This window comes from Leptolyngbya iicbica LK (genome assembly GCF_004212215.1).
Classification (GTDB): Bacteria; Cyanobacteriota; Cyanobacteriia; order Phormidesmidales; family Phormidesmidaceae; genus Halomicronema; species Halomicronema iicbica.
The window spans coordinates 1,062,851-1,088,709 of sequence record NZ_QVFV01000001.1 but is presented as its reverse complement, the minus strand read 5'-3'; the positions used below and the strand labels follow the sequence as shown (position 1 = coordinate 1,088,709).

Sequence of the window (25,859 nt, the reverse complement as noted above, 5' to 3'; positions counted from 1 at the left end):
CAGCGGGGTAGGGTGCATTCGCGCTAGCAATGCACCGCTGGGCACATTGCATTTGGTGCATTGCTTCGCGAATGCACCCTACAAATTTGGGTTAACTGCCGCTGATGCGGGCGATGTCACGGGCGTTTTCTTCAAACGCTGCCGACAGGGCATCGTCGCCGTCGAGGCCCGCCTTCATTGCCTTTTGGATGTGCTGAAGCACGCGCTTGTAGTCGCGGGGCATGACCTTCACGAACTTCGGCACCATGTCGTTCCAGGCGGCGAGGACGCGATCGCCCTTTGCACTACCTGTGTACTTCACATGGTTCTGAACCATGTCATGCAGTTCCAGAATCTCCTCGGGATCTTCTAGCTGCTCCAGCTCGACCATTTCCGTGTTGCAGCGAGTGGCGAAATCGCCCGCTTCGTCGAGCACGTAGGCGATGCCGCCGCTCATGCCCGCCGCAAAGTTGCGTCCGGTGGGGCCGATGATCACTGCCTTACCCCCGGTCATGTACTCGCAGGCATGGTCACCGACGCCTTCCACTACGGCGCGCACCCCGGAGTTGCGGACGCAGAAGCGCTCACCTGCCAGGCCACGAATGTAGGCTTCGCCGCCCGTCGCGCCGTAAAAGGCGACGTTCCCGGTGATGATGTTCTCTTCCGCCACGAAACTGGAACCCTTGGGCGGATAGAGGATAATCTTGCCGCCGCTGAGGCCCTTGCCCAGGTAGTCGTTGGCGTCGCCCTCCAGCTCCATCGTCACGCCCTTGGGCACAAAGGCCGAGAAGCTTTGCCCCGCACTGCCCTGGAAGTGAAGATGGATGGTATCTTCGGGCAAGCCGTCCCAGTGGCGCTTGCTGATTTCGTTGCCGAGGATGGTGCCGACCACGCGATTCACGTTGGTGATGGGCAGCGTGGCGCGAACCGGCTCGCCCTTTTCGATCGCGGGCTGACACAGATCCAGCAGGGTCGTCATGTCGAGGGACTTCTCTAGCCCATGGTCCTGGGGAATCTGGCAGTAGCGCCCGATTTCCGGCCCGACTTCCGGCTGGTGGAGAATCTTCGAGACATCGATGCCCTTGGCTTTCCAGTGGTCAATGGCCTTCTTCGGCTCCAACACATCTGTCCGGCCCACCATCTCATTGATGGTGCGGAAGCCTAATTCCGCCATGATCTCCCGCAGTTCCTGCGCGATGAAGGTCATGAAGTTGACCGTGTGCTGGGGATCACCCGTGAAGTTCTTCCGCAGGTCGGGGTTTTGGGTGGCGACGCCGACGGGGCAGGTGTTTTTGTGGCACACCCGCATCATGATGCAGCCGAGGGACACCAGCGGTGCGGTAGAGAAGCCGTATTCTTCCGCGCCCAGGAGGGTGGCGATCGCCACATCCCGTCCGGTCTTCATCTGGCCGTCCGTCTCCACCGCGATGCGGCTCCGCAGGTTGTTCAGCACCAGGGTTTGGTGGGTTTCCGCTAGCCCCAGCTCCCAGGGGAGTCCGGCGTGCTTGATGGAGGTTTGGGGGGATGCGCCCGTGCCGCCATCGAACCCGGAGATCAGCACCACATCCGCGTGGGCCTTGGCGACTCCGGCAGCGACCGTGCCGACACCGACCTCGGACACCAGCTTGACGCTGACCCGCGCTGCCCGGTTGGCGTTCTTCAGGTCGTGGATCAGTTGCGCCAGATCCTCAATGGAGTAGATGTCGTGGTGGGGCGGCGGCGAAATCAGGCCCACGCCAGGGGTGGAGTGGCGCACCTTGGCAATCCAGGGATACACCTTCAGACCAGGAAGTTGGCCGCCCTCGCCCGGTTTCGCCCCCTGGGCCATCTTGATTTGCAGCTCTTTCGCCTGGGACAGGTAGAGGCTGGTGACGCCGAAGCGACCAGAGGCCACCTGCTTGATGGCGCTGTTTTTCGAGTCGCCGCGCTCGTTCGTCCAGGTGTACCGTTCGGGGTCTTCGCCCCCCTCCCCGGTGTTGGACTTGCCGCCAATGCGGTTCATGGCGATCGCCAGCGCCTCGTGGGTCTCCTTAGAAATCGATCCGTAGCTCATCGCCCCCGTCTTGAAGCGCTTCATAATCGCCTCAACGGGTTCCACTTCCTCTAGGGGAATCGGGTCACGGGCCTTGAACTCCAGCAGGTCGCGAATGCGGAAGAACTGCTGGCTGTCGTCGTTGATTTTGGCCGAATACTGCTTGTAGAGGTCGTAGTTGCCCTCGCGCACGGCCTGTTGCAGCAGGTGAATGGTGGCAGGGCTGAACAGGTGCTCCTCGCCATCCTTCCGCCATTGGTACTCGCCACCGACATCGAGGGTTTGATCTTTGGTATCGCGATCGGGGAAGGCGTGACCGTGGCGCAGAATCGCCTCCTTCGCCAGCACTTCGAGATCCGCCCCTTCCAACCGTGAGGCCGTCCAGGTGAAGTACTTGTCGATCACCGTGGAATCCAGTCCGATCGCTTCAAAGATCTGCGCGCCACGATAGCTCTGAATCGTGGACACCCCAATCTTGGAGCCAATCTTGATCACGCCCTTGGTGACGGCCTTGACGTAGTTCTTACAGGCTTTGGCGTAGTCGATGCCGTTCAACACGCCCTCGTCGATCATGCTCTCGATGGTCTCGAAGGCGAGGTAGGGGTTGATCGCGCCGCAGCCGTAACCCAGCAGCACCGCGTAGTGATGCACTTCACGGGGTTCGCCGGACTCCAGCACCAGGCCGACGCGGGTACGGGTGCCGTTGCGGATCAGGTGGTGGTGCAGGCCGGAAACCGCCAGCAGCGCGGGGATGGCGGCATGGTTCTGGTCGATGCCGCGATCGCTGAGAATGATCAGGTTGGTGCCGGAGGCGATCGCGTGATCCGCCTGTCGGCAAATGTCGTCGATGGCGGTTTCCATCCCCACCACACCGGATGACGGCGCAAACAGCATCGGCAGCGTGATCGACTGGAAATAAGGGTTGTCAATGTGCTTCAGCTTCGCCAGTTCCTCATTGCTGATAACGGGGGTTTCCAGCTTGATCAGCCGACAGCTTTCCGGTTCCGGCTTGAGCAGATTGCGCTCGCTGCCGATGGTCGTGATCGGCGAGGTCACGATCGCCTCCCGAATCGAGTCAATCGGCGGGTTCGTCACCTGAGCAAACAGTTGCTGAAAGTAGTCGTACAGCAGCTTTGGACGGTTAGACAGGACGGCCAGCGGCGTATCAGTGCCCATTGCGCCGATCGCCTCGACCCCGTTCTGCGCCATCGGCGACAGCAGCAGGCGGAGTTCTTCGAAGGTGTAGCCAAACGCCCGTTGTCGTTGGGTGATTGACGCATCGGGTAGGGGCACGGCATGCCGTGCCCCTACGGGGATATCGGACAAATTCACCAAATTCTGATCCAGCCATTCCTGGTAGGGATGTTCGGTGGCGATCGCCTGCTTAATCTCCTCATCGGCAATAATGCGACCTGCGCTCATGTCCACCAGGAACATGCGACCGGGTTCCAGGCGACCTTTCTTCACCACGTCTTCCGGAGCAACGGGGAGCACGCCTGCCTCCGAGGCCATGATCACGCGATCATCAGTGGTGACGTAGTAGCGGGAGGGGCGAAGACCGTTGCGGTCTAAGCACGCGCCCATCATGGTGCCGTCGGTGAAAGCGATCGAGGCGGGACCATCCCACGGCTCCATCAGGCATGAGTGGTACTCGTAGAACGCCTTTTTCTCCGCGCTCATGGACTCATGCCCTGCCCACGGTTCGGGGATCATCATCATCACCGCGTGGGGCAGAGAGCGGCCCGACAGCGTCAGCATTTCCAGGGTGTTGTCGAAAATGGTGGAGTCGCTGCCATCCACATTGATAATCGGCTGGGCCTTCTTCAGGTCATCGCCGAATAGATCGGACTCAAACATCGACTGGCGAGCGTGCATCCAGTTGATGTTGCCGCGCATCGTGTTGATTTCGCCGTTGTGGGCAATGTAGCGGTAGGGGTGCGACCTTTCCCAACTCGGAAATGTGTTCGTACTAAAGCGCGAATGCACCAGCCCCAGTGCGCTTTCCATATCGGGATCGCTGAGGTCGGGGTAATACTGCCCCACCTGCACCGGCATGAGCTGCCCTTTATAAACGATGGTGCGGCAAGAAATGCTGGCGGGATACCAGTGGGAGTCAATGCCGGGATGGCGAATCGCCATGTGGGACTGCTTGCGAATCACATACAGCTTGCGCTCAAACGCCAGATCGTCCACTAGATTAGAGCTGCGCCCGATAAATACCTGCTCCATGAACGGCTCACTCGCTTTAGCCGTCTCGCCCAAACTATCGTTGTTCGTGGGCACATCGCGCCAGCCCAGCACCGTCTGCCCCGCGTCCTTAACGATGCCTTCAAAAATGCGACGACTCTCTTGCCGCGTCTGCGGATTGGGTGACGCATAAATCATGCCCACGCCATACTGCCCTTTATCCGGCAGATTGAATCCTTCAGCAGCGGCGACTTTCTGCACAAACTTGTGGGGCAACTGCATCAAAATTCCAGCCCCATCGCCTGTATTGGGTTCAGCCCCCACCGCTCCTCGATGGTCGAGGTTAAGAAGAATGGTCAACGCCTGTTCCACGATGTCGTGCGAGGCTTTGCCTTTCATCTGCACAACAAACCCGACGCCGCAGGCATCATGCTCAAACTGCGGATCATAGAGGCCTTGTTTGGAGGGCGAAGTTTGACGAATCATTATGGTATTGGCCTGAAAACAGCACAGCAGCAATCCACGATCACCGCTTCGATATGCGTGGATTGCTTTGGGTAAGCGCGCGATCGCGCTCAATCTCTTGAGAATTATCTATCCAGAAAATTAGTTCCCCTGCTGTACTTAAGAAAATCGTCAGATATCAGTACCGGATTTCGCAGTATTTCTTAGTAAAGCCAGCGTTCTTTAACGTTCTGCTATCTCGGATTGAGGTGTGCCTACATGTAGTGGTGAACGTATTGTTTGATGTTTTTCGACTGTTTCAAAAAGCTGCCGCCATCGGTTCTGGCCAATGAGTTGGATGGCGGAGCCGGGCGAGCGGCGGTGGGCTCATGCTGTTTTGTGCCGATCCGTGGGGGCCGCCAGCGGGTAGCCCCTGACCGTGTGCTGCAAGCTTTGCGGCGATGGCCAATTGCGATCGCCACCAGTCCTTCTGGTGGTGCAAATTCAGAGGGTGACAGTCTTATGGGGAAATTATTGCAGGACTCGCGGTACGAGCGAGCCGTCGTCGCTGAGTTTAAAGAGTTACTGGATGAAGCAGGGGTGATTTGTCCATCACTTTCGCCCGTCATTATGGATGTGGCATACCCGGCTTAAATTTCCAAGACATCATCCTCAATGCTGGCGGCTCGGATGAGGGGGTGGGTGGTCACCAGGACTGATAATTCTTCAGACAGCGCATCATAGCCCCGATAGGCTTCCCAGCGTCCAGAGTCAAATGAACCGATCCGCCAGTGCCCACACATATAGTTGCCATCCTCCGTTAAGGTGCCGCTATAGCGAATGGGGTTTGGCGAAGTCGTTAAGTAGCGCTTGATAAAAAAGATGCGATGTCCCAGCAGTTCGCCCCGCATGGATGATTCGCCCAAATAGTTGGCATCTAAGATGCGTCCATCCACGACACTGCCGCCTTGCACCAAGGTCGCCTCAAATCGAATTGGCTGGCCGGCCTGCCAATAGGTGCCAAGCCAACAGCCACTAATATTATTCGTCGTTCTCGTTTTCATGCCTCTAAGTTTGCCGATGGCGCTGGGTCTAGTTGGGGTGACGCGATGCCCCGAAATGGTCATGAATGCACCTGTGCGGGGGCTACAACTGGGCTGCCGCATGGCTGGGTAACGTCGTCACTTTCCTCCCGAAACCGCTTGCCGTTAGGATTGACAGGAAGGACAGCGATTGGGAGAAATCATGCGACTCTATGTCGTTTCAGCGTTAGTAATAGCCTTCCTTGCTATCTTATTCGCGCTGCAAAACACAAATCTGGTTACAATTCAACTCTTTATTTGGGAATATCAGCAATCGCTGGCCCTTGTTCTTCTCGGAACCTTAGCAATTGGGGTGATTCTGGGATTATTGGTTTCGGTGCCGACGGTGATTCGCCGTAATGTTCGGATTTTACGCTTGCAAACTCAGGTAGAGAGCCTGTTACAGCAAATTGAGGAGCGCACTCAAGCCGTACAATCGGAGGCTCAAAAGACCACGGCGCTGCATCAAGAATATGAAGAAAAGTTGAACCAATTGGGTTTGCTGGAGCCGACGACAGCGCTACTGCGACAGGATTTGCTGCCGACCGCGATCGCCTCCCAACTGCAGCAATATCAAACGCAGTCTCAGGAGGGGGCATCGCCGACATTGGGGGTGTTGCTCTTTAAGGTGCTGCCTGGAGCGTCAGACGGGGCGGCTTCTCAAGAAATGATGGCGGCCGCCGCCCAGCTTTTGCCCGCGCGATCGCAGCCGCCCACCCGTTGGTATAGCGACGGTCAGAGTCGCTTAATCGCGACGGTCACGGGACTACCACCCAAAGCGCTGACGCTGTATGCCGAAGAGCTGCAAACAGCCGCTTTAAAGGAGTTGCCCGGTTTATTGGCCGGACCAGGGAGTGAGCCGCAAGTGGCCGTTGGGGGCGCGATCGCCGAAGCTAGTCGGGCGATCGACAGCCATCTCCTGATTCAAACCGCTGAGCAAGCTTTAGAAACGGCCCTACAGCGGGGTCGCAACCGCGTCAAAATATCGCAGCTGACTTAATGCGACGACCATAGAGAAGGCGATTTGCCCTGAGTCAGTTTGCGAAACCGACACCCAGCCTTAAAATCTGTGAACGACGACTGCATCGCTGATTGTTGTCGCTCGCCGACTGACTCATTTTCGCCGTCTGGAGGACTCTGACCATTTACGCTCGCCCCCTTGCTCGGCTTATCGAAGAACTCCAAAAGTTGCCTGGTGTTGGTCCCAAAACGGCACAGCGACTGGCGCTGCACTTGCTGAAGCGTCCCGATGCGGAGGTGCAAGCCTTGGCCCAAGCGCTGGTGGATGCCAAATCGCAAATGGGCTACTGCTCGATCTGCTTTCATCTCTCGTCGGAGCCGGTGTGTGATATCTGCAAGTCCACCAGTCGTGATCTGCAAACGCTCTGCATCGTCGCCGACTCTCGCGACGTAATTGCGCTGGAAAAAACGCGCGAATATCGCGGCAAATATCATGTGCTGGGGGGCTTGATTTCTCCCATGGAAGGCATTGGGCCTGAGCAGCTGAATATTGGGCCGCTGGTGCATCGGGTGAATCAGGACAATATTCAAGAAGCCATCATCGCCATCAGCCCCAGCATCGAAGGCGACACGACCACGCTATATGTGGGGCAATTGTTGAAGCCTTTTACCAAGGTGACGCGCATTGCCTTTGGTCTACCCATGGGGGGCGATTTGGAATATGCCGACGAAGTAACACTAGCTCGCGCTTTGGAAGGTCGCCGATCGCTGGATTAGCGATCGCTCGTACGGTCTCTGTCCAAACGATTTGTCTAAAGAAAAATCCCGCGGGTGGTCTGTCATCATCTAGCCGCCGCTCCTCTGGGAAAAGGCTGGCAGTGCCAGGCCGATTTTGGGAGTGCGGGCCGCACAGTGCCGAGTCCGAGCGCTCGCTGCACTGATGGCAGTCGCGCCGACAGAAAGGGGGACGACGATCGCACAAACCGCCCGTCCCCCCAGACTGTGAAACTGAGATGCTGTCCTAACGGTGGGAATGCCCACCGAGACCCTTGCTTCTATCGCAGGTCAAAGCGATCCAGGTTCATCACCTTATCCCAAGCCGCCACAAAGTCCTGCACAAATTTTGCCTGAGCCTCCTGGCTGCCGTAGACTTCGGCGATCGCTCGCAGTTGCGAGTTCGAGCCAAAGATCAGGTCCACCCGAGTCCCCGTCCACTTCCGGTCACCCGTGGTGCGATCGCGGCCCTCAAAGGCTTGCTCATCTTCTGAAACGGCCTGCCAGGTGGTGCCGAAATCCAGCAGATTCACGAAGAAATCGTTGGTGAGGGTGCCGGGGCGATCGGTAAACACCCCATGCTGAGCCCCTTGATGGTTCGCCCCGAGAACGCGCAGCCCGCCCACCAGCACCGTCATCTCGGGCGCACTCAGCGTCATCAACTGGGCGCGATCAACGAGCATTTCTTCGGCTGAGAGATGCTGATGCCCGCTGAGGTAATTGCGGAAGCCATCTGCCTTGGGTTCCAGGTAGGCAAAGGACGCCGCATCGGTTTGTTCTTCGGAGGCATCGGTGCGACCGGGGGTAAACGGTACCGTCACCGCATGTCCCGCCGCCTGCGCGGCTTTTTCCACCCCCGCGCAACCTGCCAGCACAATCAAATCGGCCAGCGATACGCGCTTCCCACCGGACTGCGAGTTGTTGAACTCAGTTTGGATGCCAGTCAGGGTTTGCAATACGATCGCCAGTTGGGCCGGTTGGTTGACCTCCCAATCTTTTTGGGGAGCGAGACGAAGGCGGGCTCCATTGGCCCCACCCCGCTTATCCGAATCACGGTAAGTCGCCGCTGACGCCCAAGCCGTTGCCACCAGTTGCGCCACCGTTAAGCCGGAGGCCAGAATCTTGTCTTTAAGCGCCGCGATGTCTGAATCATCAATCAGCGGATGATCCACCGCCGGAATCGGATCTTGCCACAAGAAATCTTCTTGGGGCACTTCGGGACCGAGATAGCGCGATTTTGGCCCCATGTCGCGGTGGGTCAGCTTAAACCAGGCTTTGGCAAAGGCCTCGGCAAACTCATCGGGATTTTCGAGAAAATGCCGCGAAATCGGCTCATAGATGGGATCCATCTTCATGGACATGTCTGCCGTCGTCATGATCGGCGCATGATGCTTAGCCGGATCAAACGCATCGGGTACGGTATCGGCCCCGGCCCCCCCTTTGGGCACCCACTGCCAGGCCCCCGCCGGACTTTTCACCACTTCCCAGTCATATTTGAACAGGGTTTCCAAATAGCTGTTGTCCCATTGCGTCGGGGTCGGGGTCCAGGCGCCCTCAATGCCGCTGGTAATGGTATCCGCACCTTTACCAGATTGGAAGGTACTCTTCCACCCCAGCCCCTGATCCACAATGCTCGCGGCTTCGGGTTCTGGCCCCACATGGGTGGCCGCACTGGCCCCGTGGCATTTGCCAAAGGTGTGGCCGCCCGCCGTCAGGGCGACGGTTTCCTCATCGTTCATTGCCATTCGGCCAAAGGTTTCACGCACATCGCGACCCGAGCCGACTGGGTCCGGTTCTCCGTTCGGCCCTTCTGGATTTACGTAAATCAGCCCCATCCGCACTGCCGCGAGGGGATCTTCGAGTTCGCGATCGCCGCTATACCGTTTGCCACTGTAGTTCGCATCCCCATGCCAGGTAGTTTCGGTGCCCCAGTAGATATCCTCCTCCGGTTCCCAGATATCTTCCCGGCCCCCCGCAAAGCCGAGCGTCTTAAAGCCCATCGACTCCAGCGCACAGTTGCCTGCAAAAATCATCAGGTCAGCCCAGGAAATTTTGTTGCCGTACTTTTGCTTGATCGGCCACAGCAACAGCCGAGCTTTATCCAAATTGGCATTGTCCGGCCAGCTATTCAGCGGTGCAAATCGCTGGTTGCCCGTGCCTGCACCGCCGCGACCGTCGCCAATGCGATAGGTGCCCGCGCTATGCCACGCCATACGAATAAAGAGCGGCCCGTAATGCCCATAGTCCGCTGGCCACCAGTCTTGGGAGGTGGTCATCAGCTCAAACAAATCGGCCCGTAGGGCGGCCAAGTCCAAGGTCTTAAACGCTTCGGCGTAGTCAAAGTCAGCCCCCAGCGGATTGGTCACGGATGGATGTTGATGGAGGATCCGCAAATTTAACTGATTGGGCCACCAGTCTTGATTCGATGTGCCGTGTCCGGCGGCGGCGGCTTGAGGCGTGCCAATGAAGGGACAAGCACTCGCGCCATTGCCAGTACGGGCACTGCTGGCGGTATTGGCCGTGGTGGACGCCATCACATTGCTCGCGATCGCCTCCTGACCTCCGGCACCGAAGGTAGACGTGACGGCTCGCCAGATTTCCATCAGCTTCCCGCTCATCGGGAAGGGACATTTCATTTCGCGACTAGTCATAGTTCCATTCCTAATTCTGATGTTGATGTGCGTGGTATCTGTACGGTTGACCTCTAAACCAAGGGCACAGCATCCAAAGCGCAACTTGCCAAGCTGACATCAATGCTGTCTGCCCAGAACTGAAATTTGGGGTCAAGTCGTACTCATTACGACTTCTGTTAATGCCAGCCTACCTGAGTCATCGATGAGTTGGGGGATTCTCGAGGAGTCCTTTGACATCTCGTAATGTCTCGTCACGGTTGCCGCTGCGCTGCCGAATGCCTGGTCGCTCAGTCACTCTAAACGGCCAGCATCGTCCGCCACATATGCATGAGCACCGTCATCTGCTGGGGGTGTTCGGCGTCGGGGTTGAGGTAATTCAGTAACGTTTCCGCATTCGACACCACCGGCATGGTTTCAAACCCATCGGGCTCGACAAACATTTTCTCGACCGTGCCATCCCGTACCAGCATGGAATAGCGCCGCGATCGCCGCCCCATGCCTTTATCCGCCAGATCCACCACCATCCCCATGGCGTGAGTAAAGTCGCCCGTCACATCGGGAATGAATCGCACCTGATCGGCTCCCTCAGCTTGCGCCCAAGCCACTAACGAAAACGGATCATTGACCGAAATGCACAGGATTTCATCGACGCCATGGGCTCGAAAGATGGGGGCATATTCGTTGTAGCCTAATAGCTGAATCGGGGAATAAGGGCTGGTAAATGCTCCTGGCACAGCGAAAGCAACGACCGTTTTATGTTTGAAGAGATCGGCTGCTGAAATCGTTTGCCAACCCGTTTTTGTGAATGTCAAAAGGGTTGTCTGAGGAATGCTTTTGCCTTCATGGCTAGCCAACATTTCCCTAACTCCTTGCGCACATTTGACGTCAGTCAGGTGAGTTTAAAATTCATGCACTCAAGCTTGGCAGAGGGGCTCAGCCATCTACCCTAAAAGCCCATATGCCTTCCAGCCTAGTGAGTCGGAATAGCTTTTGTGCGCCAAAAAATGCTGGTTTTGCAACACTTAATATCTCTATGGGATGAAAACCGTGCCTTGGGAGTGCCCTGATCAGCGATGTTGATTGTCGTTGGCTGAAGTGGGATTGCTGGCTAGCGATCGCTGGTCGTGCCCCCAAAAATTGGCAGGCTGTCTAGAGAATGTTAGGGCTCTTTTTTTCAACCGAAGGGGATTGGCAGTTTATAACTTAGGGGTTTTTGACTTCAAAAATAAGGACGCTGCAGCATGGTTGATTGATTTAAGGTTTGGGCGTAATGCGAGTCATGGCGTAGAGCTCGCGACTGCGCTCTTGTAAAATTGCCTCATCTTCGATCGCGATTTGTCGGAGATAATTAATCTTGATTTCTTCTAGCCAGACGAAAGCCAATGCCTCAATTTTTTCGACGCCGTGATTCTCCTGCAAATCAGTGCGAAATGACTGGTTGAAATTTTCGACTAATGCTTTCACTAACGCTGCTCTCTGAGCATCAGGCTCTTTGGAGTCAAGGTTACCGTACAGCGTTTCACACAGACTATCGACGATTTCGCGGACGGTATTTTGTATGAGGGTATTAAATCCCGGCAGATGACCGAGTTGTCGATAGAGAGGCGATCGCGTGACAGTCGTTGAGACGGTGTAGGTCAATAATGCTTCAATTTGAGGGCGCACCTTGGGCAACGTTTCATCGACCACAGTGGAGGAAACTTGTTGAGCGATCGCGCTAATTTCGTTCACCTCTCCGAGATTAATGTACTGGGAGGGTTGAGATTTATCGTTCATTAAAAATGCTGCCAGATTGCCTTTTTTAATGGACGATTGCAGTTGATTAATAATGCGAATTAAGACGAATTCCGTTAGCTCCACCACCACACTAGCAATCAAGAAACTCACAATCCGCTGACGTAGAGGATCGAGATTCAGCAATTTTGACTGCTTGATGCGAGTCACAACGGGAATCACCCGTAACAGCAACCACGTGGGGGCAAAAAGCGAAAACGGCGTAATCAGCAATAGGTCATACCAGCGAAAAAGAATTGCATCCCAAATTTTGAGCCCGGGATAACGGCGACGTAGAACCATGACTCGAAGCAGTAATTCGATGCTGAAAATAGTAATAAATAGACTGTCAATGGCGATAAAGTTGTTTGCAGGCTTGCCGTTGAAGCCGATGCCACGAAAATAGTTGGTCTCGATTAGCGGACGGATTGTTTGATTGAAAAATTGAACTTGTGATTGGTAGCCTGCCTCCGATAAATATTCCTTCGTCCAGAATGTATTGAACGCCTCTGTCGCCGATTCATAAGGCTGTCCAGTGGTCGCTTCTACGTGACGCCTCATCAGTTCTTTAATGCGTTCTAACGTGCCGGACTTGTTGGCCACATCGAAGGGATTTTCAGCGATCATGGCGTCACTTGCGGTTCTCAGTTCTGTGAGCATCCTTTCGCTAGACGAGGCCACAAGACCGCCTTCCGCAACGAGAGTCTCCAACTCTGAGACTTTTTCTAAATAGTCCACCGTAAACGGGTGGGGGGTGATGCCTTTGAACTGTTGACCGTACCATTCAGTGACGTTTGGGGCGATGGTTCGGTACACGTTGCGGAGCGGAATGTAACTCAGGTCAAAGACGACCAGGCCCAGATTGAGGAGGGCGATCGCCGCCATCACTTTCTCAAACCAGCGTCGTTGAACGCTCATGGGAATCAAGCGTGGCAGCGGTGATACACGGGTCATGTCAATCAAGCCAGTCAAATATCACTAGAGTGTATCGCTTGGGTGATGGTGTATCGCGTTGTGAATGTTTAATGGGCTGGCGAAGGGATGCCATTGTCACAATTTTGGTGGTTTTAAGGCGATCGCGGGAGTGCTCAAAACCAGCCGGATCAGACACCCAGCAGCAAGAACTATCCCGATCGCCCCGTGCACGCAGGCATTCATTTTCCCTACGGCTGATATTCCTGACAGGTGCCCAGCCCTTCTTGCCCGTCATAGAGGACGGCGACGCGATCGCCTACCTGAATCATTTGATCTGAGAGATGGGTCAGAGTCACATCGGCCATGCCGTTGACGGCTCCGCGCCAAACCATTTGGTTCTCGGCATTTCTGCCGTCGAAGGTTAACTCTGCTGTCGCTGTCGTTGCACCGTCACGCCCAAAGTTGATGCGGGCAAAGCCGCCTTCGGGGCTATACAGTGTCGAAAAGTCGATGTTGGAGCCGGCGACCGTCCCCAGACAATTCACCACGAGCGGATCGCGAAAGGTGTTGTCGGGGGATTCGACCGGGGGCGGCTCGGCCACCGGTGATTCGGTGGGTGCGTCGGTGCTTTCTAACAAATCAATGGCGGCGGCAGTCGCAATGAAGAGCACGTCATCTTCGATGCGCTGATCGCGCCGCAGCGGCATGATCTCGATGTCATATGCATTACTGACGCTCAGAAACCGACGGGTTACGGTCGCGAGAATACGATCGCTATCCCGTCCTCGAATCTCATATTCGTGATTAACAAAATCGCCGCGCGCAACCCCCTGACCGACGCCGGGCACATCAATGATGTAGCTCTGCCGCAAGGGTGAAATGATCGCGGGCCGCACTTCTGCAACGACCTCGCGATCGCGGGTAATTTGGATCGTGTCGATAATATCGAAAATTTTGTTCTGGATTCTGGCGAGCTCTCGCCCTTCCACATCGCGAAAGACCATCTGCCCATTCAGCGAGATCAAGCGGCCATTGATGGTGAAAACGGGCTCGCCATCAGCATCTCGGATGATATAGCTGTCGGTGAGAGACAGCCAGCGATCGGTCATCCGGTAGCGCACCGGCTCGACCCGGGCTTGGGCGACGGTTGGCTCAGCGGCCAGAGGCTCGCGGATTGGCACCAAGGCATTGCCTGCCTGAGCCATCGTGCCCACGGCACAGGTAAGCGCCGCAACGCCCAATGCGGTGGCCAATTGTTTGATTTTCATACTGTTCTTGCCTCACTACACAGCCTGGAGAGGATTACCAACAATTCGGTAAAAACCTGGGATGTCCTATCAGCATGGCAGAAGTCATCTTCTGCACGTCAGCGGTTACAGATCTGTTAACGGCACGAGCTTGAGTAACGTTGAGTAGCTTGCTCACGCGCAAGTTATCACCTGCACTGTTTTTGAAGATGGATGCAGGTTGCCGATCTGGCATAACATGAACTTTCTTAAGCTGGTGGCTGACCTTCAGGGCAAAGCCAATTCGTTCTGTGGACTATCTCTTTGTATTGCTCATCAGTCTGATGATGTTTTTGCTCGGCCAAACCGTTCAGGCGTTTTCGATTTCGGCGTTAATTGGCTTTCTTTCCAAGCGATTTAAGCTAAGACGGCGAGTGCAACAGGAAGAGCGGCTATGGGGTGGGTTTGTCGTCCTCAGTGTTACGTTGTTCTTCCTGTTAGCGAGTTCACTGGTGCAAGTCGGGTTGTGGGCGCTCGTATTTGTCTTAGTCGGTCAGTTTGAGCAATACGACGATGCTTTCTATCACTCCGCCGTCAACTTCGCGACGCTGGGCTATGGCGACATTGTCATGACTGAGCCTTGGCGAATTTTGGGCGCTATGGAAGCCATCAGTGGCATCTTGATGCTGGGGTTATCAACGGCGACCTTGTCCTCGGTGTTTATGCAATTGCTCAAGCTGAGACATCGCCATGGGTTTGACCGCGATCGCTTCAAACCGTGATTAATTTGCAGAATCCGACTCGCGATCGCCAAAGCAATTCCTCCCAACATCTATCGCCACTGCTCGTCATGTTTTGGTGTACTACTTCCAGTTTTCGCGCCGCAGCAACGGATTGACGAGTTCGTTTAACCCTTCCCCCACTAACGACAGCCCCGTCACCATCAGCGTTAACGCCAGTCCTGGAAACAGTGCCGTCCACCAAATGCCTGTGGGCAACGCATCTAAGGCTTGACGAATATCAGCGCCCCACTCAGGGGTCTGCTCCGGCAAACCCAAACCGAGAAAGCCCAGACCTCCCAAAATGAGAATGGCGTCGGCGGCATTCAGCGTAAACAGCACCGGAATACTCTGCACCACATTCAAAAACAGATAGCGGCTCAGCACCGTCCAGGTCGGAGCCCCCATAGCTTGAGCAGCTTCGATGAAGAGTTCCGTCTTGACGCTGACCGTGTGGTTGCGCACCACCCGGTAGTACTGGGGAATGTAAGCAATACTGAGGGCGATCGCCGCATTCAGCACTCCCCGACCGACCACAAACGCCAGCGTGACGGACAACAACAGTCCCGGCAGCGTGTAAATCGTGTCCATGAAAAATAGCAGGACGCGATCGAGTTTGCCCCCGCGATAACCGCTCAACATGCCAATGGGCACCCCGATAAAGACACTCATTAGGGTCGCGAGCAAGACCACTTGCCAAGCCGCCCGAGTGCCAAACAGCACCCGAGAGAGCACATCGTAGCCCTGGCGTGTCGTCCCGAGTAAATGTTCGGGCGACGGTGGCTGATGGACGGGATTTTGGAGAGCGGCAGTGGGATCTTGTAAAACCCCCCAAGATTGCAACACTGGCGCCAGCAGCGCAATCAAGATAAAGCCGCCAGTGATCACGATGCCCATCAGCATAAAGAGCACCGAGATATTCGCCCCCTGTCCTTTTGGCTTTAGTCGTCGCCACCAGGCAGTGGGAGTATTCGCTTTTACTGAGGTCATCGCGATCGCACTAATAGGAGCAAGCTCATTATCCCAGAGACCGGAATCATCGTCGCGGCCGACGATGGCTTGATTAGTTCATCATGCGAGGTTTGACCGGACGGCAAGGGCTACCCAGACAAATCTGCCCTGGTGGTAAATCCCCAAACACATTACTGCGAGCTCCGACGATGCTGTTTGCGCCAATGGTCACGCCTGGGCCTACAAAGCAGCCAGCCGCAATCCACGCGCCATCTTCTACGGTAATCGGGGCGACCTGTAACCCAAAGGCGCGATCGCTGGGATCATGCGACCCCGTACAGAGGTAACTGTTTTGTGACACGACACAGTGACTGCCGATGTGGATCTCGCCCAGGCTGTAGAACTCTACCCCGCTGCCAATCCAGCTATAGTCACCGATGGTCACCTTCCAGGGATAGTGAAATCGCGCCGAGGGACGAATGACGACTCCCTGCCCAACCTGCGCCCCAAACCACCGTAGCAAGGTGCGCCGTGGCGCATGATGCGCATGCAGCGTGAGTGGAAAGACCACCGCCTGCACCAGCCACCACAGCAAAACTAGCCATTTTGGTTGCCCTGGCGAATACCACGACTGATCATACTGGCGCAGATCAACCCAGGCTGATGCATTGGGCTCAGCGGAAATGGCATTTAGTGGTTGGGGGCGCGAAGATTCAGGCATTGTGGTGCCTAGCTTTGCGCTTTGGCAGAGGCGATCGCAGGCGATTGCTCCGCCTCTGCTGTCGGTTCAGCCGCATCCGACTTTTGCACGTTGAGTTGCCCCCCAAACTCTTGCAATTCAAACAGCTTGACGCCAATTTGGTACTCATACTGGCTCAACAAGCGGCCATAAATATAGCCCGCCCGGCCATCCAAAAAACCTAGACGCAGGAAATAGAAGAGGATAAATCGCAGAGTCGGTTTAAACGGCAAGCGAACCCAAATCTTTTTCAAGAAGCGCTTGCGCTGTACCGAGTCCCCAAATAAATTCGCACCAATCGTGCCGTCCTCGCCCATGCCATTGAGGATGTTGTAATAAACCCGAGCTTCCCAATTGGAATAGCGGTTATGGCGTTGCAGCCAGTGGAACAGGTCCCGGAAGTCAATGTGCAGCATATCGTTCTTGAGATAGCCGACTTCACCGCTTTCCACCACCACGTGTTCATGTACCTCGTTGTCGCCCGTATTGCGAATTTCCTCGGTGTGCAGGTTTTCGTAGCGCCCGTGAGCATGGCGAAATAGTCGCAAATTCCAGTCGGGATATTTGCCCCCAAAGCGGATCCACTTGCCCAGGAAAAAGACCCGACGATTTAAGTAGTAACCGCTGTAGCCGGGTTTTTGAATCGCTTCGGCAATCTCATCCCACAGCTCATCAGTAATCCGCTCGTCGCAATCCACAATCAGCACCCAGTCATGCTTGAACGGCAGATTATCTAATGACCAGTTCTTCTTCTTTGGCCAGCGACCGTTGAAGTGAAACTGCACGACTTGAGCGCCGTATTCTTCGCAAATTTCGATCGAGCGGTCTTCGCTCTGCGAATCGACCACAAAGACCTCATCAGCCCGCGCCACGCTAGTTAGACAGGCGGGCAGGTTTTCTTCCTCATTTTTGGCCGGAATGAGCACTGAAACTGGCAGTTTAGAAGTCATGGGAGATTCTTGAGTCATGAATAGATAGGGCAAAAACGACTAATTGCAGAACCGATATTTAAGAGGAATAGGGATGAGTGCTAGATGGTGATGGACTCGCATGAACGTGAGGGTCATGCGCTTATCCCGTAGAGGCAGGCTTTAGCATGGCTCTCACGACACTGCTAAGGTACCCAACTTGGCCATAGGCATACAGCAAATTCTCAAATCGCTGCGCTGGGTCGGGCAGATACTTGAGCGTTTTATATAAACCGCGAAGTAGTCGTTCACCGCCAGCTTGCAACTGATGCACACCTGATCGACCGGCAACCTGCTCGCGATAACATTCGCTAATGCCCTGCCACCAACTGCGACTCATGAACCACGACGGGGCAAGCCGATTGGGAGCCACGTTGTGAGCCACGAGTGCGTTGGGCAAATAGGCGACCTGATAGCCCAATTGCAGCGCTTTTTCGGTCATATATAGTTCTTCGTTGGAGAGCAGATTTTTACCGACCCGCCCTAAATTGACATCGAAGCCGCCAATTTTTTGGAGAAAATCAGCCTTGATGGAATAATTCAGCCCTCGTGGGGTGAGTCCTGGCTGGGTGATGTAGGTGATCTCATCGCCAAGGTCGTATGCGCCTAAATTACCTGCCATATTGTCTGAGAGCCATTTAGGTGGAGTTTGGTTTTCAGGCCAGATGAGAGTGACGCGGCCACCGGCGATCGCTACCTTGGGATTCTGCTCATAGATTTCCAGCAGTGCCGAGAGCCAGCCTCGACTCGCCTCAGCATCGTCATCGAGATAGGCCAAAATTGCCCCTTGAGCAACCTGAGCGCCAGCATTGCGAGCAGCTGATAAGCCTAGCGTTGACTCGTAAATGTATTGCAATCTTGGATGTGGCAACCGAGACTCAACGACAGTTCGGGTTTGATCGGTTGAGGCGTTATCGACCACGATCACTTCATAGTCGTCAAAATCTTGCTGTAGCAGGCTGTCAATGGCCGCACCTAAATAGTCATCGCGATTGTGAGTGCAGATGATCGCTGAAATGCGCGGTGGGGGCATGAAACTACTCCACTCAACAGAGAGACTGCGTTAACTCGTTTTAAGCATTCCCGCTCTAAGTTAGATTCTCTTCATTGCGACTCAGACATCGGCAACTCTGGGATAAGCTTCACAGTAAGTTAATATCCATGGAACATACTGTTGCCTCTCTTGATGGTTTATGGATAGTTATGCTGCTTTGCGCGATTTGCCGCAGGTCGATCTCGCACCATTGATCGACCACTCTTTGCTCGTGCCGACAGCAACACCCGAGCAGGTAAGGCAATGGTGTGACGACTGCGATCGCTATCAGTTTGCCGCGGTTTGTGTGTTACCGACCCATGTTGCCTTAGCGCGCGAACAGCTACAGGGAAAGGCGATCGCAATTTGTACAGTGATTGGATTTCCGACCGGGGCCACCACTTCGGGTTGCAAACTGTATGAAGCTCAGGAAGCGGTTGAACTGGGGGCGACCGAGCTAGATGTGGTCATTAATCTTGGTTGGTTGAAGTCGGGACAGCACGATCGGGTCCATCGCGAAATTGCTGAAATTTGTGAAGCTACCAATGTTGTGGTGAAAACCATTCTGGAAACGAGCGTATTAACCCCCAGCGAGCTCAAAACGGCAGCTGATCTCTGCATGGACGCTGGAGCTAGCTTTTTGAAAACCAGTACCGGCTGGCAAGGGGGAGCCACCGTCGAAGCAGTGCGTCAACTGCATGAATGCTCACGGGGCCGAGTGGGTATTAAAGCTTCAGGCGGCATCCGCACAGCAGAACAGGCCTTGCGACTGGTACAGGCAGGGGCTAACCGGATTGGGACTTCGCGAGGGCCAGAGCTCATTCAACAGCAGGAAGCGTTGGCCGCAGGCTAAAGTCGCTGGCTCGGTACCATGAACTGCGATCGCTAGCTTACATGTCGTCTCGAGACTCTCGCCGAGGCAAGTTTTGCGGCTGGGTGCGAAATTTGACTGAGTCGCCGTGGGAGGGTAAGCCTTCGGCCTCGGTTAAGCGGGCGATCGCGTCCGACACTTCACTCAATGCCCGCGGTGAGTACTGAATTAAGCTCGAATGCTTCATGAAGGTTTCTGTGCTCAGCGGTGAAGCATAGCGGGCGGCTCCGGATGTGGGCAGAGTATGGTTGGGGCCAGCGAGATAATCGCCAACGGCTTCTGGCGTCGCATGGCCGAGGAAAACTGCGCCTGCGTGCCGAATGCTCTCTAGCAAGCTCCAGGGATCGTTGACCTCGAGCTCTAGGTGTTCTGGCGCAAACTGATTTGATAGCTCGGCTGCAGTCTCTAACGTATCTACTACGATCGCAACGCCATAGTTCGCAATCGATTTCTCAGTCAAAGTTTGTCGGGGATGTCCTTCGAGTTGGCGAGCTACCTCTGCCGCGACGCGCTCAGCTAAAATCGCATCGGGCGTAATCAGAATTGCCGCCGCCATCGGGTCATGTTCTGCCTGGGCCAGTAAATCTGTCGCTACGTGGGTCGCATCGGCACTGCGATCGGCAATAATCAGTACTTCTGAAGGCCCTGCCAGAGAATCAATTCCCACCGTGCCGAACACTTGTTTCTTCGCCAGCGTGACATAAATATTGCCGGGGCCAGTAATGACGTCAACGGCGGGGATGGTATGTGTCCCATAAGCCAGGGCTGCGATCGCCTGCGCGCCCCCAACACGATAGATTTCACTGACTCCCGCCTCTTGCGCAGCAACTAAGACGGCAGGATTAATGGCGCCATCAGCGCCGGGTGGCGTCACCATCACAATGCGCTCTACGCCAGCAACTTGGGCTGGTATCGCATTCATCAATACCGTACTGGGATACGCCGCTCTTCCGCCGGGTACGTAAATACCCGCCTTATCAACTGGGTGATACCGCTTCCCTAGCACGACATCCCCTTCAAACTCGACCCAACTGGTAGGCAGTCGTTTGCGATGAAAACGCTCAATGTTCCTACAGGCCAATCGAATGGCGTCAATCAGCTCTTTTGAGACTTGTTGATAGGCCGCATCAATCTCGGAACCGCGAATGCGGAGTTGGTCAACCGTTAAATGCTGTTTGTCAAAGTCTGCAGTGTATTGTAATAACGCTTCATCGCCATTGCGCTGGACGGTTTGCAAAATCTCGCGAACCGTCGCCTCTTTGTGAACGACTTGTTCATCGTGGGTGCGCTCACAGATACGTTGCAACTCGACCCGAGCATCAGCTAACTGGTTGATAATGCGCAACATTTCGCACAAAACCTGACTTGAATATCCATACTGCCAAAATCGCGTGAGACGTAATCCCAGCAAACCTCAGCAAAGCAAGCGAAAAATTCACCTGCCCTAATAGCTTAGCGTGGTTTTGTTTGGCTATCCGCACATCGATTATCCGGCGTTGAGAATTTGATGTTATTATATTTCTTCTGTTCAGTTGATTAGTTGAAGTTGGGCAAGCTGTGGCAAATATCAAGTCTGCAATTAAACGCATCCAGGTATCTGAACGTAACCGATTGCGTAATAAGTCTTATCGCTCGGCGGTGAAAACGCTGTCTAAGCGCTATTTCGTGGCGTTAGACGCTTACATTGCTGAGCCAAATTCGACAACCTTAGAAGCCGCTCAATCAGCACTATCTGAAGCCTTTAGTCAGATTGATAAAGCGGTTAAGCGGGGTGTTTATCATCGCAACGCTGGTGCTCGTCGTAAGGCCCGTTTGAGTAAAGCGTTGAAGACTGTCGAGACTCAAGGCGCCGTTGCCTCATAGCTTGAAAGGGACGCCGAAGCATTGCTGTTAGAGGAGATGATGACTGCACGATGCAGTTAATTGACACTCACGTTCACATTAACTTTGCTGATTTTAGTCCAGACTTGGACGCGGTTGCGGCTGCCTGGCGCGCTCAAGGTGTTACTCAATTAGTGCATTCTTGCGTTGAACCCAGTGAGTTTGCTGACATGCAAGCGATCGCTGATCGCTTTCCCGAGGTATCCCTCGCAATCGGCTTACATCCATTGGATATGGATAAATGGTCTCCGACGATTGCTGCGACCATTGAATCGCTGGCAAACTCAGATAAGCGAGTTGTGGCCATCGGCGAAACTGGGCTTGATTTTTACAAGGCAAAGGATCGAGAGATCCAAGAGCAGGCCTTTTGGACGCAACTTGAGATTGCCCATCGTCTAGATCTGCCGGTCATCATCCACTGTCGAGATGCCGCCCAGCGAACAGCTGAATTGATCCAGACCTTTCACGATGAGGTGGGTGCTGTGAATGGCGTTATGCACTGTTGGGCTGGAACTCCTGATGAAACCCAGCAGTTTTTAGACCTTGGGTTTTATGTGAGTTTTAGCGGTATCGTGACCTTTAAAAATGCTCATCAAGTCAAGGCATCAGCGGTCATGGTGCCTGCTAATCGTCTTCTCGTGGAGACAGACTGTCCATTCTTGACGCCTGTACCTAAACGCAAAGAGCGTCGTAACCAGCCTGCAAATGTTTTCCACGTCGCTAGTTACCTCGCAGCACTCCGCCATGAGTCTTTGGAAAGGCTGGCAGAACAGACGACTCGAAATGCACGACTGCTGTTCAAGCTGCCGTCGTGCGTAACCTTGTGACTCCGTCGTGACTATTACCTGCCCACTGGGGAGTCATAGATGGTCAAACGATGGAGTAAGGCAAGCGTGTTCTTAATGAAATAGGTGTTGACAAATGACTGTAGGTGGGCTCTTTTTTGCTAAGCTTGTTTGAAGTGTGTAAAACTAGCGGGCCGAGGTGTTGAAGTTGTAGGGTTTTTCTGTTATGCCCGCTTGTGAACTCGATGGCTCATCTGTCTTAAGTGATTTGCTGCTTAACCATGTTTGTCATGTTCTCTGCCATCTCGGCTCATCACTCTACCCCAAATGGGATCAAGATTTAGTGTTTGGAATTTTATTGAAAATATCTTCGCCCCTTTGACGCAACCGACCGCCAATTATCAGCTTTGAGATTCGTTGGGCTTCTACTCTGTTCCTAATTGATCAGGAGGAGTGAAGCAGATAGCGACTTTACTGTAGAAACTGTAGGGTTTTTCCGCCTGAGGAGACGCATGACCGAACAAATCGCCACGGCACCTAACTTCACTCTGCCTGACCTAGTTGAAATCCAGCGATCAAGCTTTCGCTGGTTTTTGGAGGAGGGGCTGATCGAAGAACTAGACAGCTTCTCACCCATCACCGACTACACGGGCAAGTTAGAGCTCCATTTTGTGGGCAAAGACTATAAGCTCAAGAGCCCCAAATACATGGTAGACGAGGCTAAGCGTCGTGATGCTACCTATGGTGTGCAAATGTACGTGCCCACTCGTCTCATAAATAAGGAGACGGGTGAAATCAAAGAGCAGGAAGTCTTTATTGGCGACTTGCCGTTGATGACCGATCGCGGCACCTTCATTATCAACGGTGCTGAGCGAGTGATTGTCAATCAGATCGTCCGCAGTCCAGGTGTTTACTACAAGGCGGATACGGACAAAAATGGTCGCCGAACTTACAATGCGAATCTGATTCCAAACCGAGGCGCTTGGCTGAAGTTTGAAACAGATAAGAACGACTTGGTTTGGGTGCGGATTGACAAGACGCGCAAAATATCCGCGCAAGTGCTGTTGAAAGCTCTGGGGCTGACTGATGCGGAAATTTTTGACTCGCTGCGCCATCCCGAATATTTTCAGAAGACAATTGATAAGGAAGGTCAGTTTAGCGAAGACGAAGCGCTGCTAGAGCTGTACCGCAAATTGCGTCCCGGTGAGCCGCCTACAGTTTCTGGGGGACAACAGCTTTTAGAGTCCCGCTTCTTTGACCCAAAACGCTACGACTTAGGGCGAGTCGGACGCTACAAGCTGAATCGCAAGTTGCGACTGAGTATTCCCGACACGACGCGAGTGTTGACGCCAGTCGATATTCTGTCGGCGATCGACTACTTGATCAACTTGGAATTCGACATCGGCATGGTCGATGACATCGATCACTTGGGTAATCGCCGGGTGCGATCAGTCGGTGAGTTGCTGCAGAACCAAGTACGTGTTGGCCTCAATCGTTTGGAGCGCATTATTCGGGAGCGAATGACCGTCTCCGATGCTGAATCGTTGACTCCGGCTTCGCTGGTGAACCCCAAGCCCTTAGTCGCGGCAATTAAAGAATTCTTCGGTTCTAGCCAGCTTTCTCAGTTTATGGATCAAACGAATCCGCTAGCTGAGTTAACTCACAAACGTCGTTTGAGTGCATTGGGGCCTGGTGGTCTTACCCGTGAGCGGGCGGGCTTCGCAGTGCGTGATATTCATCCCTCTCACTACGGTCGGATTTGCCCGATTGAAACACCGGAAGGGCCGAATGCGGGCCTGATTGGTTCATTAGCAACCCACGGTCGAGTCAACGACTTTGGCTTTATTGAGACACCATTCTACCGTGTTGAAAATGGCCGGGTGCGGCGTGATATTCCGCCCGTCTATATGACTGCAGATGAAGAGGACGATCTGCGGGTGGCGGCCGGTGACCTGCCTACCGATGCTGATGGTTACATCTTGGGCGACGCGATTCCTGTGCGCTACCGGCAAGATTTTGCCGTGACTGTGCCGGAGGAAATTGACTATGTTGCTGTTTCGCCCGTGCAGATTATCTCTGTGGCAACTTCGTTGATTCCTTTTTTGGAGCACGATGATGCGAACCGCGCCTTGATGGGCTCCAACATGCAGCGCCAAGCGGTGCCGCTGTTGCGTCCCGAGCGTCCTTTGGTCGGTACTGGACTAGAAGCCCAAGCAGCTCGCGACTCTGGCATGGTGATTGTCAGTCGCACTGCTGGTGACGTTGTGTATGTTGATGCCGATCTGGTTCAAGTGCAAGACGCTGAGGGTAAGGTGCACAACTATCCCTTGCAGAAATATCAGCGTTCGAACCAAGATACCTGCTTGAATCAGCGACCTTTGGTCTTCCAAGGGATGCATGTTGAAGCAGGGCAAGTTTTGGCCGACGGTTCGGCTGCCGAAGGTGGTGAAATTGCCCTGGGGCAAAATGTCATCATTTCCTACATGCCATGGGAAGGCTACAACTACGAAGACGCAATTTTGATCAGTGAACGCTTGGTCTTTGAAGACGTTTATACGTCAATTCACGTCGAAAAGTTTGAGATCGAAGCACGTCAAACCAAGTTGGGTCCAGAAGAGATTACGCGCGAAATTCCTAACGTAGGTGAAGATTCTCTGCGGCAACTGGATGAGGGCGGCATTATTCGCATCGGAGCTTGGGTCGAATCAGGCGATATTTTGGTCGGTAAAGTCACTCCCAAGGGGGAGTCTGATCAGCCGCCTGAAGAAAAGCTCCTGCGTGCCATCTTTGGTGAAAAAGCTCGCGATGTGCGGGACAACTCGCTGCGGGTGCCTAATGGTGAAAAGGGGCGGGTCGTTGATGTGCGCGTCTTTACCCGAGAGCAGGGAGACGAATTGCCGCCAGGGGCCAACATGGTGGTGCGAGTCTATGTGGCTCAAAAGCGCAAGATTCAGGTGGGCGACAAGATGGCCGGTCGCCACGGTAACAAAGGCATTATTTCCCGGATTTTGCCGTTGGAAGATATGCCTTACCTGCCTGATGGCACACCCGTCGATATTGTGCTGAATCCGCTTGGGGTGCCGTCTCGGATGAATGTCGGTCAGGTCTTTGAATGTCTCTTGGGCTGGGCGGCGGAAAATCTGAATGTCCGGTTCAAAATCACGCCTTTTGACGAGATGTACGATCCTGAAGCGTCTCGCAATACGACCCATGGTCAGTTGCAAAATGCTCGAGAAGAGAGCGGTCAGGACTGGGTGTATAACCCTGATGATCCGGGCAAAATCCAGCTTTATGATGGCCGCACCGGCGAGCCGTTTGATCGTCCTGTCACCGTAGGGGTGGCGTATATGTTGAAGCTGGTGCATCTGGTCGATGATAAGATTCATGCTCGTTCGACCGGGCCTTACTCTCTCGTGACGCAGCAGCCCTTGGGTGGTAAAGCCCAGCAGGGTGGTCAGCGATTTGGCGAAATGGAAGTCTGGGCGTTGGAAGCCTACGGTGCGTCTTATACTTTGCAAGAATTGTTGACGGTCAAGTCAGACGATATGCAAGGACGCAATGAGGCTCTGAATGCGATCGTCAAGGGTAAAGCGATTCCGCGTCCGGGTACGCCTGAATCGTTCAAGGTGTTGATGCGAGAGCTGCAATCTCTAGGGTTGGATATCGCTGTTCATAAAGTCGAAACCCATGAAGACGGTACAAGTCGCGATGTTGAGGTTGATTTGATGGCGGATCTCAGCAGTCGTCGGACGCCTTCTCGTCCGACTTACGAATCGGTGATTACGCCGTCTGAAAGTATGGAAGAGTCTGAGGAATAGACTTGACCGCTAGGGCGGCATACAGCCGC

The 25,859-nt window shown here is 54.4% G+C and carries 19 protein-coding genes; 8 read left to right on the top strand and 11 right to left on the bottom strand.

Translation table 11 applies throughout. The features are described from left to right. Positions 1-91: 91 nt before the first annotated feature. Positions 92-4,684 carry a glutamate synthase large subunit gene (gene gltB, locus DYY88_RS04600; RefSeq protein ID WP_039725750.1) on the bottom strand — a complete coding sequence of 1,531 codons (4,593 nt, stop codon included), beginning with the start codon at positions 4,682-4,684 and terminating at the stop codon, positions 92-94. A gap of 261 nt (positions 4,685-4,945) precedes the next feature. On the opposite strand from gltB, the gene DYY88_RS04595 reads away from it, so the two are divergent. After that, entirely contained in the window at positions 4,946-5,296 is a 351-nt protein-coding gene (locus DYY88_RS04595) for a hypothetical protein (RefSeq protein WP_039725749.1), read from the top strand. Here DYY88_RS04595 and DYY88_RS04590 read toward each other — a convergent pair. Further along, on the bottom strand, positions 5,293-5,706 hold the full coding sequence (locus tag DYY88_RS04590; RefSeq protein ID WP_044151062.1) for a hypothetical protein: 414 nt from the start codon (positions 5,704-5,706) through the stop codon (positions 5,293-5,295). The two genes, DYY88_RS04595 and DYY88_RS04590, sit on opposite strands and share 4 nt — an antisense overlap. Positions 5,707-5,887: 181 nt before the next feature. Here DYY88_RS04590 and DYY88_RS04585 point away from each other — a divergent pair, with 181 nt between their 5' ends. Then, positions 5,888-6,724 carry a lipopolysaccharide assembly protein LapA domain-containing protein gene (locus DYY88_RS04585; RefSeq protein ID WP_039725748.1) on the top strand — a complete coding sequence of 279 codons (837 nt, stop codon included), beginning with the start codon at positions 5,888-5,890 and terminating at the stop codon, positions 6,722-6,724. A 116-nt stretch (positions 6,725-6,840) separates the two neighbouring features. Next, entirely contained in the window at positions 6,841-7,461 is a 621-nt protein-coding gene (recR, locus tag DYY88_RS04580) for a recombination mediator RecR (RefSeq protein ID WP_437438579.1), read from the top strand. A gap of 278 nt (positions 7,462-7,739) precedes the next feature. Here recR and katG read toward each other — a convergent pair whose 3' ends face one another. From katG to DYY88_RS04560, 4 genes are all read right to left on the bottom strand, one after another. Further along, positions 7,740-10,109 (bottom strand): catalase/peroxidase HPI, encoded by a 2,370-nt coding sequence (gene katG / locus DYY88_RS04575; RefSeq protein ID WP_242517571.1) that lies wholly within the window; start codon positions 10,107-10,109, stop codon positions 7,740-7,742. A 278-nt stretch (positions 10,110-10,387) separates the two neighbouring features. Continuing rightward, positions 10,388-10,948, bottom strand: a complete 561-nt coding sequence (locus DYY88_RS04570) for a peroxiredoxin (RefSeq protein WP_039725746.1) — start codon at positions 10,946-10,948, stop codon at positions 10,388-10,390. A 397-nt stretch (positions 10,949-11,345) separates the two neighbouring features. Then, positions 11,346-12,782, bottom strand: coding sequence for a hypothetical protein (locus DYY88_RS04565; RefSeq protein WP_039725745.1), 1,437 nt, complete (start codon positions 12,780-12,782; stop codon positions 11,346-11,348). 245 nt (positions 12,783-13,027) lie between these two features. Further along, a complete protein-coding gene (locus DYY88_RS04560) occupies positions 13,028-14,047 on the bottom strand; it encodes an LURP-one-related/scramblase family protein (RefSeq protein ID WP_039725744.1) in 1,020 nt (339 codons plus the stop codon). A gap of 269 nt (positions 14,048-14,316) precedes the next feature. Between DYY88_RS04560 and DYY88_RS04555 the strand changes: the two genes are divergently transcribed. Continuing rightward, the gene (locus DYY88_RS04555) at positions 14,317-14,787 is read left to right on the top strand and encodes an ion channel (protein WP_052288258.1); all 471 of its coding nucleotides are present in this window, start codon (positions 14,317-14,319) and stop codon (positions 14,785-14,787) included. 81 nt (positions 14,788-14,868) lie between these two features. On the opposite strand, the gene DYY88_RS04550 is transcribed toward DYY88_RS04555, so the two are convergent. From DYY88_RS04550 to DYY88_RS04535, 4 genes are all read right to left on the bottom strand, one after another. Next, positions 14,869-15,774 (bottom strand): ABC transporter permease, encoded by a 906-nt coding sequence (locus DYY88_RS04550; protein ID WP_084606976.1) that lies wholly within the window; start codon positions 15,772-15,774, stop codon positions 14,869-14,871. Between the two features lie 73 nt (positions 15,775-15,847). After that, positions 15,848-16,456 (bottom strand): hormogonium polysaccharide biosynthesis acetyltransferase HpsU, encoded by a 609-nt coding sequence (gene hpsU / locus DYY88_RS04545; RefSeq protein WP_044151060.1) that lies wholly within the window; start codon positions 16,454-16,456, stop codon positions 15,848-15,850. Between the two features lie 8 nt (positions 16,457-16,464). Then, positions 16,465-17,424, bottom strand: a complete 960-nt coding sequence (locus tag DYY88_RS04540) for a glycosyltransferase family 2 protein (RefSeq protein WP_039725741.1) — start codon at positions 17,422-17,424, stop codon at positions 16,465-16,467. A gap of 121 nt (positions 17,425-17,545) precedes the next feature. Further along, positions 17,546-18,475 carry a glycosyltransferase family 2 protein gene (locus tag DYY88_RS04535; RefSeq protein WP_039725740.1) on the bottom strand — a complete coding sequence of 310 codons (930 nt, stop codon included), beginning with the start codon at positions 18,473-18,475 and terminating at the stop codon, positions 17,546-17,548. 160 nt (positions 18,476-18,635) lie between these two features. On the opposite strand from DYY88_RS04535, the gene deoC reads away from it, so the two are divergent. Next, a complete protein-coding gene (gene deoC, locus DYY88_RS04530) occupies positions 18,636-19,328 on the top strand; it encodes a deoxyribose-phosphate aldolase (RefSeq protein ID WP_039725739.1) in 693 nt (230 codons plus the stop codon). Between the two features lie 37 nt (positions 19,329-19,365). Here deoC and hisD read toward each other — a convergent pair whose 3' ends face one another. Further along, entirely contained in the window at positions 19,366-20,694 is a 1,329-nt protein-coding gene (hisD, locus tag DYY88_RS04525) for a histidinol dehydrogenase (protein WP_039725738.1), read from the bottom strand. Between the two features lie 209 nt (positions 20,695-20,903). On the opposite strand from hisD, the gene rpsT reads away from it, so the two are divergent. The 3 genes from rpsT (at position 20,904) to rpoB (ending at position 25,830) form a co-directional block, all read left to right on the top strand. Continuing rightward, positions 20,904-21,209 carry a 30S ribosomal protein S20 gene (gene rpsT / locus DYY88_RS04520; RefSeq protein ID WP_039725737.1) on the top strand — a complete coding sequence of 102 codons (306 nt, stop codon included), beginning with the start codon at positions 20,904-20,906 and terminating at the stop codon, positions 21,207-21,209. Positions 21,210-21,259: 50 nt separating this feature from the next. Continuing rightward, entirely contained in the window at positions 21,260-22,054 is a 795-nt protein-coding gene (locus tag DYY88_RS04515; RefSeq protein WP_039725736.1) for a TatD family hydrolase, read from the top strand. A 470-nt stretch (positions 22,055-22,524) separates the two neighbouring features. Continuing rightward, positions 22,525-25,830 (top strand): DNA-directed RNA polymerase subunit beta, encoded by a 3,306-nt coding sequence (gene rpoB, locus DYY88_RS04510; RefSeq protein ID WP_039725735.1) that lies wholly within the window; start codon positions 22,525-22,527, stop codon positions 25,828-25,830. Positions 25,831-25,859 lie beyond the last annotated feature (29 nt).

Coding starts and splice junctions, on each gene's coding strand:
- gltB (WP_039725750.1), bottom strand. CDS start 4,684: ATGATTCGTCAAACTTCGCCCTCCAAACAAGGCCTCTATGATCCGCAG.
- DYY88_RS04595 (WP_039725749.1), top strand. CDS start 4,946: ATGTTTTTCGACTGTTTCAAAAAGCTGCCGCCATCGGTTCTGGCCAAT.
- DYY88_RS04590 (WP_044151062.1), bottom strand. CDS start 5,706: ATGAAAACGAGAACGACGAATAATATTAGTGGCTGTTGGCTTGGCACC.
- DYY88_RS04585 (WP_039725748.1), top strand. CDS start 5,888: ATGCGACTCTATGTCGTTTCAGCGTTAGTAATAGCCTTCCTTGCTATC.
- katG (WP_242517571.1), bottom strand. CDS start 10,109: ATGACTAGTCGCGAAATGAAATGTCCCTTCCCGATGAGCGGGAAGCTG.
- DYY88_RS04570 (WP_039725746.1), bottom strand. CDS start 10,948: ATGTTGGCTAGCCATGAAGGCAAAAGCATTCCTCAGACAACCCTTTTG.
- DYY88_RS04565 (WP_039725745.1), bottom strand. CDS start 12,782: ATGAGCGTTCAACGACGCTGGTTTGAGAAAGTGATGGCGGCGATCGCC.
- DYY88_RS04560 (WP_039725744.1), bottom strand. CDS start 14,047: ATGAAAATCAAACAATTGGCCACCGCATTGGGCGTTGCGGCGCTTACC.
- DYY88_RS04550 (WP_084606976.1), bottom strand. CDS start 15,774: ATGACCTCAGTAAAAGCGAATACTCCCACTGCCTGGTGGCGACGACTA.
- hpsU (WP_044151060.1), bottom strand. CDS start 16,456: ATGCCTGAATCTTCGCGCCCCCAACCACTAAATGCCATTTCCGCTGAG.
- DYY88_RS04540 (WP_039725741.1), bottom strand. CDS start 17,424: ATGACTTCTAAACTGCCAGTTTCAGTGCTCATTCCGGCCAAAAATGAG.
- DYY88_RS04535 (WP_039725740.1), bottom strand. CDS start 18,475: ATGCCCCCACCGCGCATTTCAGCGATCATCTGCACTCACAATCGCGAT.
- deoC (WP_039725739.1), top strand. CDS start 18,636: ATGGATAGTTATGCTGCTTTGCGCGATTTGCCGCAGGTCGATCTCGCA.
- hisD (WP_039725738.1), bottom strand. CDS start 20,694: ATGTTGCGCATTATCAACCAGTTAGCTGATGCTCGGGTCGAGTTGCAA.
- DYY88_RS04515 (WP_039725736.1), top strand. CDS start 21,260: ATGCAGTTAATTGACACTCACGTTCACATTAACTTTGCTGATTTTAGT.
- rpoB (WP_039725735.1), top strand. CDS start 22,525: ATGACCGAACAAATCGCCACGGCACCTAACTTCACTCTGCCTGACCTA.